Origin of the sequence: Gloeotrichia echinulata CP02, assembly GCA_038087035.1 — a bacterium.
Lineage (GTDB): Bacteria > Cyanobacteriota > Cyanobacteriia > Cyanobacteriales > Nostocaceae > Gloeotrichia > Gloeotrichia echinulata.
The window spans coordinates 5274842-5290713 of sequence record CP051187.1; the positions used below are offsets into that span (position 1 = coordinate 5274842).

At 43.0% G+C, this 15872-nt stretch carries 17 protein-coding genes; 16 read left to right on the plus strand and 1 reads right to left on the minus strand.

Features of this window, described 5'->3' with window-relative positions; all coding sequences use genetic code 11:
• The first annotated feature begins 430 nt into the window (after positions 1–430).
• From HEQ19_23305 to HEQ19_23360, 12 genes are all read left to right on the plus strand, one after another.
• Positions 431–802, plus strand: a complete 372-nt coding sequence (locus tag HEQ19_23305) for a CTB family bacteriocin (GenBank protein WYM01992.1) — start codon at positions 431–433, stop codon at positions 800–802.
• A gap of 446 nt (positions 803–1248) precedes the next feature.
• Positions 1249–1593: a CTB family bacteriocin gene (locus HEQ19_23310; protein WYM01993.1), complete on the plus strand. Its 345-nt coding sequence runs from the start codon at positions 1249–1251 to the stop codon at positions 1591–1593.
• 230 nt (positions 1594–1823) lie between these two features.
• The gene (locus HEQ19_23315; protein ID WYM01994.1) at positions 1824–2114 is read left to right on the plus strand and encodes a CTB family bacteriocin; all 291 of its coding nucleotides are present in this window, start codon (positions 1824–1826) and stop codon (positions 2112–2114) included.
• 234 nt (positions 2115–2348) lie between these two features.
• On the plus strand, positions 2349–2681 hold the full coding sequence (locus HEQ19_23320) for a CTB family bacteriocin (GenBank protein ID WYM01995.1): 333 nt from the start codon (positions 2349–2351) through the stop codon (positions 2679–2681).
• A 294-nt stretch (positions 2682–2975) separates the two neighbouring features.
• A complete protein-coding gene (locus HEQ19_23325; GenBank protein ID WYM01996.1) occupies positions 2976–3293 on the plus strand; it encodes a CTB family bacteriocin in 318 nt (105 codons plus the stop codon).
• 82 nt (positions 3294–3375) lie between these two features.
• Positions 3376–3675 (plus strand): CTB family bacteriocin, encoded by a 300-nt coding sequence (locus HEQ19_23330; GenBank protein ID WYM01997.1) that lies wholly within the window; start codon positions 3376–3378, stop codon positions 3673–3675.
• A 91-nt stretch (positions 3676–3766) separates the two neighbouring features.
• Entirely contained in the window at positions 3767–4042 is a 276-nt protein-coding gene (locus tag HEQ19_23335; protein ID WYM01998.1) for a CTB family bacteriocin, read from the plus strand.
• A gap of 831 nt (positions 4043–4873) precedes the next feature.
• The gene (locus tag HEQ19_23340) at positions 4874–6388 is read left to right on the plus strand and encodes an HlyD family efflux transporter periplasmic adaptor subunit (GenBank protein ID WYM01999.1); all 1515 of its coding nucleotides are present in this window, start codon (positions 4874–4876) and stop codon (positions 6386–6388) included.
• Positions 6389–6573: 185 nt separating this feature from the next.
• Positions 6574–8742: a peptidase domain-containing ABC transporter gene (locus HEQ19_23345; protein WYM02000.1), complete on the plus strand. Its 2169-nt coding sequence runs from the start codon at positions 6574–6576 to the stop codon at positions 8740–8742.
• Positions 8743–8772: 30 nt separating this feature from the next.
• Positions 8773–9093, plus strand: coding sequence for a hypothetical protein (locus HEQ19_23350; GenBank protein ID WYM02001.1), 321 nt, complete (start codon positions 8773–8775; stop codon positions 9091–9093).
• A 663-nt stretch (positions 9094–9756) separates the two neighbouring features.
• Entirely contained in the window at positions 9757–10005 is a 249-nt protein-coding gene (locus HEQ19_23355; GenBank protein WYM02002.1) for a hypothetical protein, read from the plus strand.
• Between the two features lie 447 nt (positions 10006–10452).
• Positions 10453–10737 carry a hypothetical protein gene (locus HEQ19_23360; GenBank protein ID WYM02003.1) on the plus strand — a complete coding sequence of 95 codons (285 nt, stop codon included), beginning with the start codon at positions 10453–10455 and terminating at the stop codon, positions 10735–10737.
• 84 nt (positions 10738–10821) lie between these two features.
• Here the strand turns inward: HEQ19_23360 and HEQ19_23365 are convergent, their stop codons facing one another.
• Positions 10822–11712, minus strand: a complete 891-nt coding sequence (locus HEQ19_23365) for an alpha/beta fold hydrolase (GenBank protein WYM03561.2) — start codon at positions 11710–11712, stop codon at positions 10822–10824.
• A 263-nt stretch (positions 11713–11975) separates the two neighbouring features.
• Here HEQ19_23365 and HEQ19_23370 point away from each other — a divergent pair, with 263 nt between their 5' ends.
• From HEQ19_23370 to HEQ19_23385, 4 genes are all read left to right on the plus strand, one after another.
• Positions 11976–12530 carry a thioredoxin family protein gene (locus HEQ19_23370; GenBank protein WYM02004.1) on the plus strand — a complete coding sequence of 185 codons (555 nt, stop codon included), beginning with the start codon at positions 11976–11978 and terminating at the stop codon, positions 12528–12530.
• 70 nt (positions 12531–12600) lie between these two features.
• A complete protein-coding gene (pyrH, locus tag HEQ19_23375; protein ID WYM02005.1) occupies positions 12601–13329 on the plus strand; it encodes a UMP kinase in 729 nt (242 codons plus the stop codon).
• A complete protein-coding gene (gene frr, locus HEQ19_23380) occupies positions 13316–13864 on the plus strand; it encodes a ribosome recycling factor (GenBank protein WYM02006.1) in 549 nt (182 codons plus the stop codon). The genes pyrH and frr overlap by 14 nt, the downstream gene beginning before the upstream one ends.
• Before the next feature lie 635 nt (positions 13865–14499).
• The gene (locus tag HEQ19_23385; protein ID WYM02007.1) at positions 14500–15621 is read left to right on the plus strand and encodes a geranylgeranyl reductase family protein; all 1122 of its coding nucleotides are present in this window, start codon (positions 14500–14502) and stop codon (positions 15619–15621) included.
• The last annotated feature ends 251 nt before the right edge of the window (positions 15622–15872 follow it).

Consider the following 15872-nt stretch of genomic DNA (forward strand, 5'->3'; position numbering starts at 1 on the left):
CTTCGCCTATTTAGTTCGGGAATGGTGGGTGGGGGTTCTCATAAAACCTTGTGGGATGCGGGAAACTCAGTGGCTTCTGCGATCTTTACAGTATTTTCCTATAAATCCACGCAGTAAGGGCGCAAGGCCTTGCACCTTTACTACAGATGTGGTTGCTTGAAAATTGCTGTAAATACCTAACTATTGCAGAGGTCAACCTCTTCAGTTACCCCTTACATGACCACCAACGCTACAGTTGTGTACGTGCATTCCAATCTAGTCCCTCAAGGTTTCTTCCCCTTGGGTCGTGACAGCAATCTTTGATTCCAGGAACTTCTCCTGTTACCCTCTTTTTTGCACAAACGAATCATCTGGCTTTCTGTTTGAGCGAGTCAGTTTCTGGAATCTTTTTTGACAAAATCTGACAAAAACGTAAGTGAGGCTAACAATCATGTCAAATCCAATAATTGCATCCGACTTGTTTACAGAGCTATCTAATGGGCAACAAGAGGTTGTCACCGGCGGTGCCGACTTTGAGTTAAGCGGCAGTAATTACGCTAATAGACTAGCTAATTTACAAGGTTTCACCACTTCCGGTCCCAATGGTAGCGGCGCCAGCTCTATAGGTCAAACTTCAGCCGTCAATACTGCATCTCAAGATTTATTGGGATTGGGTGTGGCACAACTTCCTACAGGAATCGGTGCATTGGGTGGCGCACCGGTTCTCACTGGTTTAGCAGGAAGCCCAACAACTGGTGGAAACTCCTTCACAAATCCTGCGGCCAGCCCCTTAGGCGGCTTCGGTTTAGGTAGTAACCAATAACTGACCTCCTAGAGAGCATATTCGCCACCTGAAGTAACCTGGCCATTCAAGTCTTCAAATAGAGAAGTTACAGCAGTTTTCACGTATTTGAACCACACTGTAAGGGCATAGCACTGCTGTGCCCCTACGCCAAATGTGGTCTATTTACCTAAAAGTGTCAAAAGAGGCAGGGGAGCAGGGAGCAAGGGGGAAAACTGAGACGGAAGCTCAGACTCCGCCCCAGTAAGAGCGCCCTAGAAGGGCGGGGCTTCTCTTCCCTACGGGACGCTCCGCGAACGAGACGCTCCGCGAACATATCCATGTTCCGCTCCGCTCCACGGCTCCAGGTCAGGGCTTGCTCCCCCTGCTAAGAGATCCCTGCCCCTCCGCTTCTTCGGTGATCGCTCTTAGTGCCATTCGTCTCTGGAATCCTTTATTTCAGAATTACGTAAGTGAGGCTAACAATCATGTCACATCAAATAACTGCATCGGAGTTATGTGTCGAATTATCTGCTCAACAACAAGAATTTCTCACTGGTGGTGCGGACTTTGAATTGAGCGGCACCAATTTCGCCAACAGACTAGCTAATTTACAAGGGTTAACCACTTCCGGTCCCAATGGCAGCGGCGCCAGCTCTATAGGTACTACTTCGGCTGTCAATACCGCAGCCCAAGATTTGTTGGGATTGGGTGTGGCACAACTTCCTACAGGACTTGGTGCATTGGGTGCTGCTCCGGTTCTCACCGGTTTAGCAGTCCCCACAAGCACAGGAGTTGGGGGACTCACCTTACCAACAATCCCAGGCGCCTAAACTGGTCAAACATTGTTTACGCTCCTAGAACACAGCAAGTAGGCACGGATTCCAGAGTTGTCCTTTCCTGTGGTTGATTACATGTACAAGTCAATCTCTGGAATCCTTTATATAGATGATACCAAGTTGAAAAATCATTGCCATCTGTCTTGCAAAGTTCTTGATGTCGGCTTGTGGCGCTTAGACTTTTCGCAAAATTTCAAATCTAAAATAGTATGAGGCAAATAATTATGTCACATCAAATCACTGCATCCGAGTTGTTTGTCGAATTATGTGTTCAGCAACAGGAGAGTATAACTGGCGGTGCTGACTTTGAATTAAGTGGGAGCAATTACGCTAACAGAATTGTCAGTTTACAGGGGTTCACCACTTCCGGTCCTAATGGTAGCACCGCCAACTCCGTAGGACAAACTTCAGCTGTTAATACTGCTTCTCAAGATTTGTTGGGATTGGGTGTAGCAACTCTACCAACTGGACTTGGCGCTTTAGGTCCTGCACCCACTCTCACCGGCTTACTATAGGGCGACGGCGAACGATTCAGCATCAGGGACTTCCAGTTAAATCAGTAGTCAACGAACAGTTATCAGTTATCAAAACTTTTAACTGATAACTGATAACTGATAACTGATAACTGTTGAGGCACCCTACAGACTCAAATATTGGGTAATTTATTTTTTGCTAGTCCCTAATAGTGCATCCGCGAGTCAGCCTCTGGAATCCTTTGTTTAAGAACTACGTCACTGAGGCAAACAATCATGTCAGATCAAATCATCTCATCGGAGTGGCTTGTCGAGTTATCTGATGGACAACTGGAAATGCTAGCTGGTGGCGACTCTACCCAGAGCAGCAATAATTTTGCTCAAAGGGTTGCTAATACAAATGGTACTACTACTACTGGTCCACAAGGCAATGTCACGGAAACTAATAACCAGATTTCAGAAATTGTTTCCGGTGGACACAATTTATTGTCAACGGATGCTACAGGAATGTCTCCGTTTGGTAGTCCGTTTAATAGTTTTAACAATATACCAAGCGTCAACAACGTAGGCGCAATGAGCATCCAACCAAACAACAGTAGTCCCTTCTGAACCTGAACCAGCCTCCTGGGAAGAAGCAAGCGCGGATTCTAGATTTTTCCTGTTATCGCACCTGATCATCTGGTTGAATGCTTCTGGAAAAAATACATCTATAGCAACCGCCAAAGTGCTTAGGACATTAACTGATGATAAAACCTAGACACAATCAGACTTGTAACCCAGCGATGCACTGAGCGGTCGTTGTGTCCCCAGCGATGCACTGAGCGGTCGTTGTGTCCCCAGTCCCCTGCTATACAACTCAGTTTCTGGAATTTTTGGTTTTAAAATTTAGTGAGGCTAAGAATCATGTCATACGATAACATCACGCTGGAGTTGTTTGTCGATTTATCTGATGAGCAACAAGAACTGCTTTGTGGTGGTGTCGGCCCATCGCAGGGGTTTAAATTTGGCGATCCCATACCATCAATAGCTGCTCTAGGAAACGCACCATTAATCACTGGGTCAGAAAACTTTGGGAGGACTGCAAATTTAAATGGAAGAACAACTTCAGGTCCAAATGGCAGCCTTGGTAACTCTATTGCCGACCGTTCAGGCAGAACCACCGCTGCACAAAATGTGATGATCCTGCCACCAGATTTCGAGTTCAGCCAAACAGGAAGATAAAACAATTTTTTGATCTTCCTAGTTCTTCGTTCCTATTCCCAGCCACTAGCCAAAATAACTAGGTTAAGTGAGGCTAACAATCATGTCAAATCACATAATTATATCAGACTGGTTTGTCGAATTATCAGAACAGCAACAACAGATGCTATCTGGCGGACAGAATCTTGTATTACCCGGTGGTTCGCCAATAGGTCCCCTCGGTAGAGCTAGAACAGACGGGTCAGAAACTGAATTTTCCGATAAAACTGTACAGGGGGTAACTACTTCCGGTCCTCTGGGTAGCATCGGTAACTCCCTAGGACAAGCTTCAGGCGCTGTTACTGGTGCAACAGATTCCATGATCTTGCCACCCTTTATCGGCAGTAGCGAAACATTCAATTGAATTATTCTCACAGCCGATCCAAAAACAATCAGCTACCAGAGCAAAGCCCTTCCCCTGCTCGCAAGCAGTAGGTTACGTGAGGCGAACAATTATGTCAGATCCAATCATTGCATCCAAGTTGTTTGTCAAGTTATCTGAGGAGCAACAGGAGCTTCTAGGTGGTGGCGCTGACTATGAACTAAATAACACTAATTTTGCCGAAAGAGTGAAAGCTTCTATTGAGTCTAGGGCGAATGGACCTCTAGGCGATGCTGCTTTCTCCCTTGACTTGGATAAGTCTATTAATACCGCAGCACAAGATTTCTTGGGCTTCGGTGGAGTTATTCCTGAGAACATCACAGCTTTACCTCCTCCACCCATCCTTTAACGTGTCGCGGAAAATTTAGCTGCTACAGCTTCAATGCATCTCTGGTTCTCAAATAGACATCTGGGGAAATGAGGTAAGGGCGCAAGGCCTTGCGCCCCTAACAAGACTTTCGGGCAAAGCTAGGACTAGAATTGTTTGTGGGAATTAAAAAAGGGGGAGAGGATACTGTTATTACTCGCTCAACGTAAGTGAGGACTTTGAGGGAGTTTGAACGATCTCCTCTGTTGTCTCTAAGTGTTATCCACACTCAAGATTTGAAAAAGGCTTTTCCTGCATTCACCGCATACCTTTTTCTGCCCCCACGATTCATTATAACCTATTATAAACCATAAGTATTGCTAATTTTAGCAGTCAATGTTACCGTATCATTCCTTAACCTATTACACGCTTATTGCTGTAGGGTGTTTACCAAAATTCATTACCTTGTCTTTTGTTTTCATCGTAAACGTGTGAGCCGTATAAGCCTTGAGGGTAAAGTTTTTGTCAAGAGTTGCTATCTCCTTTGACATTGTTTGTAGCTTTAACTGGCGAATATTTATGTCTCTAGGCGTATTACCCAAGGCAGTTATTTTTCCAAAGCAGGCAGTTTGCAATCTAGTTATGTGGACTTGCCGGTTTGTGCAATCAATTTTGCTCCTGTCCTTTGGGAATCAACAGGGGTGATATTATACCAATTCTCTCAACTATAGTTACAAATTCTTCTTGCTTATTTACTTCTGCTCCCTGACCCAGACTTTTTTACTGCCAATTTGTAATGACTTGAAAGAGGAATAGTATAAGAACACCCTAATTTTTGTTCATCGTTTAATTGAAAACAAAAGGTGCAAGACTGTGAACTTATTACGCCAAAAGGAAAATTATGTTTGGAATAAATTTAGTGAACCCAATCTAGAGCAGCTCCCTTTACTTGAAACTAACGAGTTTCTCCCCCGGATCAATAAATGGACTACCATCGGTGGCGCAGTTCTAGTGATTTCCTTTATCGCTGGGGTGAGTCTCTCATCTGTTCTCAATTACAACGTCACAGTCAAAGTGCCGGCGAATATCCGACCTGTGGGAGAATTGCGTGTAGTTCAGTCTGAGGTTACGGGCACTATTCAAAAGATTACAGCCCAAGAAAATCAGGTTGTGGCTCAGGGGGATGCGATCGCTTACGTTGATGATTCCCGCCTTCAGAACCAAAAAAGCCAACTACAAAACAGTATTCAGCACAGTCAATTACAATTAAGTCAAATCGATGCTCAGAATGGTCACATCAATGCTCAAATCGCTGCTGAAACCCGTTTAATTAGCCGTAATTTAATCTCGGCTCAGGCTGACCTAGCTGGGACTCAACGTAACTATCAAGATCAGCAAATTAAAGCTACAGCTGAAATGATACAAGCACAAGCAACTTTTAAGTTAGCTAGAAACCAGCTAGACCGATTACAGCGGGAAAAAGTATTAACAGCAACTGTTAAAGAAGCAGAAGCGGCGTTGAATTTAGCTAAAGTGCAAAGAGAACGATTGGAGCCAATAGTCATGTCAGGCGCTGTTCCTCGCAGTCTATTTGAGGAAAAACAACAAGCAGTTACCTCTGCTGAAGCAAAGCTAGAAGAAGCTAAAGCTAGGGCTAAAGATCTAATGGAAGAAAAACAACAAGCCATGAAGGTCGCCCAGATAAACCTAGAAAAAGCAAAAACTGCTGTTAATCCTAGTAATGCTACTGTCACTGTGGCTAGGGAACGAATTAACCAAGAACAGTCGAAGGGAGAGGCTACATTAGCGGCTTTGAAAAAAGAACAAGAAACTCTCATCCAGCAGCGTCTTGAACTGGAAAAGCAAGTTATTAGCAATCGCAAAGAACTCAAACAGCTAGAAACTGACCTGAATAAGAGCGTGATTCGCTCGCCCATCGCCGGTACACTGTTGCAATTGAATCTTCGTAACCAAGGACAGGTAGTACAACCCAGTGAAGCGATCGCTCAGATTGCTCCCCTTGACGCTCCTTTGTTGATTAAGGCTCAAGTCCAGGCTCAAGATATTGACAAGGTAAAACCAGGTCAAAAAGTTCAGATGCAGGTTTCTGCTTGTCCCTATCCAGACTACGGTACTCTCAAAGGAACAGTGAAAACTGTCGCCCCAGATGCTCTACCAGTTGTACAAAATAGCGTATCTTCCGCCCCTCGTCTTCCCCAGCTTACCGCTTATGAAGTCACCATTAAGCCGCAAACTCTATATGTCGGTAGAGGCGATCGCCAGTGTCATCTCCAACCTGGAATGGAAGGTAGAACTGATATTATTTCCCGCGAAGAAACTGTACTTCAGTTCGTTCTCAGAAAAGCCAGAATAATCACAAATTTGTAAGCCAAAAATTCTGTTTTTATTTCACATCGAAATTGCCTGTTTTTTTCGTCAATGCTGTCATTTTTAATTTGTACTTTGTCCTTTACAAATGACAGATGAAAAACGACCAATAATAAATAAATCAGGATAGAAACTATTGCTGCGCTTAACTGATATTGTGTACCAATTTCATAGGTCTAGTGACGATGTTGCAATTCTTCAAACCCAATCAGAAATACCAATCTGTTTTACAATTAAGTGAAGAAGACTGTGGAGCCGCTTGTCTAGTTTCAATTTGTAAGTATTACAAACGCTTCTTAAGCATCAATAAAAGCCGAGAAGCAGTAGGAACTGGACAGTTAGGAACAACCTTATTAGGTTTAAAACGTGGGTCTGAGATTTTGGGTTTTAATGCTAGAGCAGTGAAAGCTTCACCGGCGATTATCGACAGAATCAAAGAAATCCGCCTACCAGCAATTATTCATTGGCATGGCTACCACTGGGTGGTTTTATATGATAAAAAGGGTAGTAAGTATGTAATTGCAGATCCATCAGTTGGCATCCGTTATGTCACCCGCCAAGAGATAACAACAGCTTGGAATGGGGTCATGCTTTTACTAGAGCCAGATCCAGACCGCTTTTTTGAGCAGACCCAAGAAAAATCTAAAGGTGGTTTCGGGCGCTTTTTGCACCGGATCTTACCATTTCGTGGATTACTGGCTCAGGTATTAATGATCAACATTGTCCTGGGTCTACTGGCTCTTGGTACTCCCGTTTTAATCCAACTGCTCACAGATGATGTATTGGTTCGCGGAGATACCCAATTACTCACCGTTGTAGTGTCAGCTGTTGTAGTCATGACCTTATTTAGTAGTAGTCTGCAAGTAGTGCAAGCGACTATGATTGCTCACTTTGGTCAACGGTTACAATTAGGGTTAGTCTTGGAATTTGGGCGGATAATTCTCCAATTACCTTTAGCTTACTACGAAGCCCGTCGCAGTGGCGAAATTACCAGCCGACTGGGAGATATTAATGAAATCAACCAATTAGTATCCCAGGTAGTAGTTCTTTTACCTAGCCAGATTTTTATTGCAGCCATTTCTTTTTGCTTAATGCTGTTGTACAGTTGGCAATTAACACTAGCAGTCATTCTGATCGCTGCATTAATGACTCTATCTAGCTTACCTTTCTTACCCATTCTCCAACAAAAAACCCGCAATCTCTTAGTTTTGGGAGCAGAAAATCAAGGCGTTTTGGTAGAAACATTTAAGGGAGCGCAGGTAATCAAAACCACAAATGCTGCTCCCCAATTTTGGGATGAATTCCAAAGTCGCTTTGGTCGTCTTGCAAATTTAACTTTCAGCACCATCCAAATCGGAATTATTAACGGTACTGTTGCTAGACTTCTTGGCACTATTGGTGGTGTAATTTTACTTGGGATTGGGAGTATGTTGGTGATGCAGGGTCAATTAAGTATCGGTCAAATGCTGGCTTTTAACGCCCTACAGGTCAATGTTTTAACTTTAATTAGTTCGCTAGTTAGCTTAGTAGATCAATATTTTCGCTCGCAAACAGCAATTTCTCGCCTTTTAGAAGTTATCGATGCGACGCCGGAAGTGGTCGAAACTAGTCCAAAGCCTGTAGGAAAAATCTCTGGTGATGCAGATATTCGTTGTTCTCATCTCACATTTCACCACCCTGGAAGAGTTGATTTATTAGAAGATTTTTCCATCAAGATTCCTGGGGGAAAAGTAACTGCTTTAATTGGTCAATCAGGTTGTGGTAAAAGTACTTTAGCAAAAATATTATCAGGTTTATATCAACCCAGTTCTGGGAATATCAGGATTGGCTTTTTTAACATCCATGACCTTTCTCTTGATTGCTTACGACAACAAGTAGTTTATGTCCCCCAAGAACCACATTTTTGGAGTCGCTCAATTTTGGACAACTTCCGCCTAGGAACGCCTTATATTTCCTTTGAAGATATTGTTAAAGCTTGTCATATTGCTGATGCAGATAGCTTTATTAGTCAACTCCCAAATAAGTATCAAACTGTGTTAGGAGAATTTGGTGCTAATCTCTCTGGTGGACAAAGACAAAGATTAGCGATCGCCAGAGGTATCCTCACCGATCCACCTATACTCATTTTAGATGAAGCAACTGCTGGACTCGATCCAGTTAGCGAATCTCACGTACTAGATCGGCTGTTGGAATATCGTAAAGGTAAAACTACAATTCTCATTACTCATCGTCCTAGTGTCATCCATCGAGCTGATTGGATCGTGCTACTAGATAAGGGTAAACTACAACTACAAGGGACATTAGAAAGTTTTCTTTCTCAGCCAGGTGAGCATCTGCAGTTTTTATCAATCTGAAGATTTTTATCAGTGTGAAACAGTAATCATATGTCCGAAAATCATGAATTCACAAATTCTGACTTGTTTAGGGATTTATCTGAACAAGAGCAGGAAACCATAACGGCTGGACAAGACTTGAATCCTTACGCCGAAACTAATTTTTTCATCCAGAAGACTGACATTCAAAACTCAGCCGAAAATCAAACGAATATTCCAGGTTACGGTTATCTTTCTACGCAAAAAACTGGCTATCATTTTTCACAAATTACCATGTCAGCCACCATAAAATACGCTTTACCTTCTGGTATTGAAGGACAGAATACATCCCCGGATTTTTTGGCTACTTATTTCAATAGGTTATTTTCATAAATAAGTGTTCATCATGAAATATCCTAGTTTAAGAGGCAATCAGAATGATATTAAACCTCATCTAGGTTGACAATTAGTAATTCGTAATTACTAATGGGCTACCCCCACAATACTGCGTATGTTTTGAGCCGTGAAATAAATTTCTGGCTCAAAGCTCAATGGTCGGTAATGTCCACAATACAGATATTCGGATTCCAATACTGCGTAGGTTTTGCTCAAAAAACTTAAAATTCGTAGGTTGGGTTGAGGAACGAAACCCAACATGGACGGGGCTTTGTTGGGTTACCCTGCGGGTTCTCCGAAGGAGTACGCAGAGCCTCAACCCAACCTACGATTTTCCTTAACCGAGCAGTATTGATTCGGATTCTTTCATAAACCAATCAGAAACCAAATATGATTACTATATGTGCCGCTTGATTAAGTCCTGATTCTGCCATATAAATTAGCCAAAAGATAGAATTTTAATTTATCAATTTATAACCAGAGACTAATTAAATTGACAAATTAAATGTTTATAACTAGAAACATATTTAAGCTGATGCACGCCTAGATTGATTAAATATTTATTATTTATTTCTGCTTGTAGGCTGTCCAGTATCAAGAGTCTAAAGTCAAAGCTATTCATAGCTTATCACCCACCTATAAAAGTAAGTGAGGCAAAAAATGTCAGTTCAAATTCTCATTCTCAAATCCGAGTCTTTTGTAGAGTTAACTGTAGAGCAACAACAATTTATATCTGGCGGTCAGGTTTTACCTATAAATTCTCAACAAAATTTTCCTTTCTCGCCACTAAGCCCTAACAATGACTTGTTGAATCCAATGCTGAATAACGGTATGGGAAGCGGTGGCTTAGTCGAAACGACAAAGAGCTTGAATTCAAATAATACTAATAATGGCATGGTTCTTTACTAGTCGCTAATTTGATGATTCTCAAATCAAAATTAACAGACTAATAGAATAAGCATTCACTATGGAAAATTGAGGTGTAAACACTGGTTTTATGGATGTATTTCAGTACGGTTTGGTTAAGCCCAGAAAAAATAAAAATGTGTAAATTGGTTTGAGTCTTGGCGAAACCCATCTCACGATTCTACTTAACTGAATCGCATTGAAACTTACGCAGCATTTAAATCACAGATCTAAGTTGAATGAAAGTATATTACGGACAAAATATTTTCATTCAACCTTAGACGGGAATTGGTATAAACCAATAGCCAGAACTTTCGCCTGCTAATTTATAACTTTAGAATAATTTAATTAAGAGAAAACTTATTTATAAATAGAAGCATAGCTGTGACAGACATATGTAAAGGAAACATATTTCTGTCACATTTATGTGCAAAAAAGAGGGTAACAATTATGTCAGATCAATTCATCAATTCCGAGTTGCTTGTGGAGCTATCCACAGAAGAACAGCAACTGATAGCCGGCGGATATATATATTATCCACCTGTAGGAGGTATATATATGCCATATCCATATCCATCTATACTAGGTGGAGGTATTTCTTCTTCAGCAAGTGACTATAGAAGCCAATCAGTAGGCGTTGGCACCTTCAGCGGACTGGGTGGCGCATACACCTCCGGAAGCAGGCGATTCCGCCGCAGCAGCGGATTCAGCAACGTGGGATTCCCGTTGTTTTAGATAGACACACTGTAGGGGCGCAAGGCCTTGCGCCCCTACGAAAATCTTTGGTAATTGCTTCAAAATCCAAAGTTTCCGAAAAATTCAAGGATTGATCTGCCCAATCCAATCGAGTAGAATCGGATTTACTAACTCCGGCGCTTCATCCTGGGGGCAATGTCCTACCCCTTCTAGGGGAATAAACTTTTGTACTTGGGGGTAATTTGCCAACTCTCTACCTAAATCAACTGGTTCCCAAGGGTCAGCAGTTCCCCATAAAATAATTGCAGGGCAAGGTAAAATAGGTAACAAGTCTTCCGGTAGCGGTCCTGTGGAATAAGCCGTAAAAGCAAGAAACACAGCGCCAGCCCCTGGATCACCTGCTGGTGCTATCAGAATATCTACTAGTTCATCTGTCACCGCCGCCGAATTAGCATAGGCTTGGAGTAGAATCTTCCGCACAGTTTTGGGATTGGCAAGTTGATTGAAAAAGAATTCACCAACTGGTTTGATTGATAATAGCCGTTGCAAGAGGGGCGCACCAAAGCGACGAGACCAGGGTAGAGTTACCCGTTTGCGATCGTGCAACAGGCGTAAAGAACAGTTGAGCAAGGCTACTCCTAAGGCGATATCGGGGTTACTAACCGCCGCTTGCATAACCACAATACAGCCAATGGAATTTCCCACTAAAAAAGCTGCCTCACCGACAACTTCGCGGCAAAAATCTGCCACTTGCTGTCCCCAATTTTCCAGTGTATACGCTATGTTTTCACCAGGCTTGGGTTTAGCTGAACCACCAAAGCCAATTAAATCTATAGCATAAACACGGCAATTTTCGGCTAATATAGGGATATTTTGACGCCAGTGCCCCCAGGAAGCGCCAAAGCCATGCACCAGCACTACAGCAGGTCCACTAGTGCCTTGACTTTGATAGCTGATGGGAAAACCTTGCCAAATCCAGGTTTTTGTCGAGGTAAATGCGGTTGTAGTAGTCATGATGAGAAATTTATCAACCCAGGTGATGAATATCAGGCACAGACTTGGATTTGTTTGTAGCAGTTATCTTTATTATGACATTTCATGTGGTGTGCTGAAATTAGCACCAGTATTAGATTCAGTAGTTTTACAATTTACGGTAACAAAATTCGTTTATAAAATAATTGACATATCCAGCATTGCCTAAGGAGTGGCTTGCAACACAAAAGTGAGGCTAAATTTGCCCGAATTTTTTTGTTCCTAGTTCCTGCCAGGCCAAGAAAATGAATATAGTAGAAACAATTGATACGACCGTTGGGAGTTATGCACCAGATTTTGAACTGCCAGGAATTGACAATCAAGTACACCATCTCAGCCGTTACCTTAACAAGTTCCGCGCCGTGGGCGTCATTTCCATGTGCAACCACTGTCCTTACGTAGGGTTGTATGTAGACAGGCTCAAAAATATTCAAGCAGAATTTACCAACAGCGGCTTGACATTGATTGGATTGAATGGTAATGATGCTAATCGGCAGACTATGGAAAGCTTTGAAAATATGAAAGCTTTTGCCCAGAGTCACAAATTGAACTTCCCCTATCTGTGGGACCCAACTCAAGATGTGACCCGCAGCTTTGGTGCTACTAAAACACCAATGGCGTTCTTAATAGATAGAAATGGTATAGTCCGATATAAAGGAAGGATTGACGATCATCCCGAACACCCATCAGCCGTGGGAGAGGATTATCTGAGAAACGCGATCGCCGCTTTGTTTAATGGTCAAGACATACGCATTTGGGAAACTGAAGCCATCGGTACTTCATTAATCTGGCGGAACTAGACACAGGGGGACACTGTGCTGTTATCTTAAATTGGAGGCAATTGCAACTTTTTCGATAAAGCGTAACTTCATGGGAACGAATTACCGACGGGTTTTACTCAAACTGAGCGGTGAAGCCTTAATGGGCAATATGGGCTACGGCATTGATCCAGAAGTGGTCAAAGGAATAGCCCAGGAAGTAGAAGAGGTGGTAGCAACTGGCGTTCAGATCGCTATCGTCGTTGGTGGCGGCAATATTTTTCGTGGCGTCAAAGCGGCGTCGGCGGGTATGGACCGCGCCACCGCTGACTACATCGGCATGATTGCCACGGTAATGAACGCCATGACGCTACAAGATTCGCTAGAACATATAGGGGTACAGACGCGGGTTCAAACCGCGATCGCTATGCAAGAATTAGCAGAACCGTATATTCGTCGTCGCGCCATCCGTCACCTAGAAAAAGGACGGGTGGTAATTTTTGGTGCTGGTTCGGGAAATCCCTTCTTTACCACTGACACCGCTGCAGCCTTAAGAGCCGCAGAAATTGATGCTGAAGTGATTTTTAAAGCCACCAAGGTAGACGGCGTATACGATGCTGACCCCCATATTTATCCCCAGGCCAAGCGTTACACTAGCCTCACCTACGCCCACGTTTTGGCTAAGGATTTGCGGGTAATGGATAGTACCGCCATCGCCTTGTGTAAAGAAAATAATATCCCCATTCTTGTCTTTGACTTAACGGTGAGAGGTAACATCCACCGCGCAGTCATGGGAGAATCTATCGGCACCCTTGTGGGAGGTTCTTGTGACATTATCTGAAGCTGAGAGTACGATGCAAAAGACCGTTGAAGCAACTCAACGCGCTTTTAACACTATTCGCACTGGTCGCGCCAATGCGAGTTTACTAGATAAAGTGTTGGTGGACTACTATGGTTCACCCACACCCCTAAAATCACTGGCAAATATTAGCACGCCAGACGCCTCAACGATCCTCATTCAGCCCTACGATAAGAAGAGCTTGAATATAGTCGAAAAGGCCATTTCTTTGTCTGATGTGGGTTTAACCCCCAGTAATGACGGTTCTGTCATCCGCCTGAATATTCCGCCGTTGACCAGCGATAGACGTAAAGAATTAGTCAAACTCGCCACCAAGTATGCAGAAGAAGGTCGCGTTGGTATTCGCAATATCCGCCGTGATGCTATGGACTCTATTCGTAAACAAGAAAAAAGCGCCGCTATCCCTGAAGATGAAGCACGCGATCAGCAGGACAAACTGCAAAAACTGACAAACAAATATATTGCCAGAATCGATGAACTGCTGGTAGAAAAGGAAAAAGACATCTCCACTGTCTAAAAAATCACAAACCAGGAGTGAGAAGTTAAGCCTAATAACTCTCACAAAAACATCACGGGTCGTGTAGAAGCCACTTGGCTTTAGACAGTGGAGGAAACACGCCACGGCTTGTTTTAACACCTGTGCAAAATGATATGATCAAATTGTGAGTAGGAATAACCATCTACGTGTTGAAGTGTTTTGTAAGGAGTAACCCCTGATTTACCTCGCATTCGCACAGGTGGCGATTCTGGGTAAAACTTGTAATGGGAAAACATGAAGCGTACCGAACTGGCGTTGTGATGGACTCGGAAAACAAAAAAAAGAAAAGTAAGCGCAATTGCAATACCTTTGGGTAGTTGTTTTGAGCGTCTAGGGGGATACTTGACTATCCCTTTTAAGCAAGTCTTAAAGAATCTCAGTGTCTTTAGACCTGAGAGTGTCAATCTTAATTGTAAATGTTTTCATTCCCTGGAAATACGTACCATATTTAGGGACACAACAAACTTGTGTCCCTATTGCTTAACTAAGTATTCATGATCAACTATGTACACGAAAGCCCGGTATGACGATATTATTTAAAGTCTACGGAGACTGACTCTTAATAGAAAAAAGATACACAGGAAAAAAACTAAATTCAGGAGCCAACATTCAGGATGTACGATAGCATCATCGTCGGTGCCGGACCCGCTGGTGGAACCGCTGCATATCATTTAGCCAAGCAAGGCCACTCCGTTTTAGTAGTGGAAAAAGCATCCCTACCAAGATATAAACCCTGTGGCGGTGGTGTGTCACCCATAGTCGCCCAATGGTTTGACTTTGATTTTAGCCCAGCGATTTCAGCGAAAGTAGATACTCTTCGCTTTACCTGGAAATTAGGCGACCCCGTAGAAGCAAAAATCGGCATTAAAGAACCAGTTTGGATGGTTAGGCGAGATGTTTTTGACTATTTCCTCGTGCAACAAGGCCAAAAGCAAGGTGCTGAACTGCAAGACAATACAGAAGTCACTGGTATTGAATTTCAAGGCGACTATTGGCATGTTAATACAGCCAATGGCCCAGTTTCAGGTCGCTACTTAATTGCGGCTGACGGCGCCAAAGGTTCTATGGCAAAATGGCTAGGCTTCAAAGACCGCAAACGCCGTTTAGCAGCAGCGTTGGAGGCAGAAGTAGCTGCAGATGTGTCGAATAAATCTATGGCACATTTTGAGTTTGGCTTAATCAAAAATGGCTACATCTGGAACTTTCCCAAGGATGATGGTTATTCGATTGGTGTCGGTACTTTCATCGGTGGCCAACCCCAAAATTTTAAGCAGATTTTGGATGAATACGCCCAATCATTTAATTTAGATGTCAAAACTAGCAAACAATATGGTCATCCCCTTTGCCTGTGGGATGGTAAGCAAAAGCTGCATACCCAAAATGCAATTTTAGCCGGGGAAGCGGCTTGTGTAGTTGACCCGTTGACAGCTGAAGGAATTCGCCCCTCAATTTTTAGCGGGTTGCTAGCAGCAGCTGCCATTAATCAAGCACTTTCTGGTAATATCAACGCTTTAGAAGAATACACTAATGCCATTAATGAACAATGGGGTTCTGATATGGCCTGGGCACAAAAAATAGCTGCAGCATTCTATCGTCTTCCCAACATTGGTTACAAAGCTGGTGTCAAAAGCCCTTCTGGTCCCCAAATCATGGGTCAAATACTTTGTGGCGAACTCCATTATAGCGACATTGCCGGTCGCGCCCTCAAGCGTTTAATCCCTGGTTTTGGTAGTTAGTCTAGGGGGGTCAAGAGTCAAAAGTCCAAAAAATCTAGGTTTTTGACCCTCCGAATTTTAGATTTTGGATTTTGGATTTTTGGGGTACGAGCAAGACCCCGCAGAATTTTAGATTTTAGATTTTAGGGACTACCAACTAAAAAAATATTCAATCGGAAATGTTGACCGTTGACTGCTTATTGTCAACGGTCAACAACTTCAAATGGTTGTTTTTATTTTTTGAAGTTCCCTAAACCGCTCCCGACTATGAG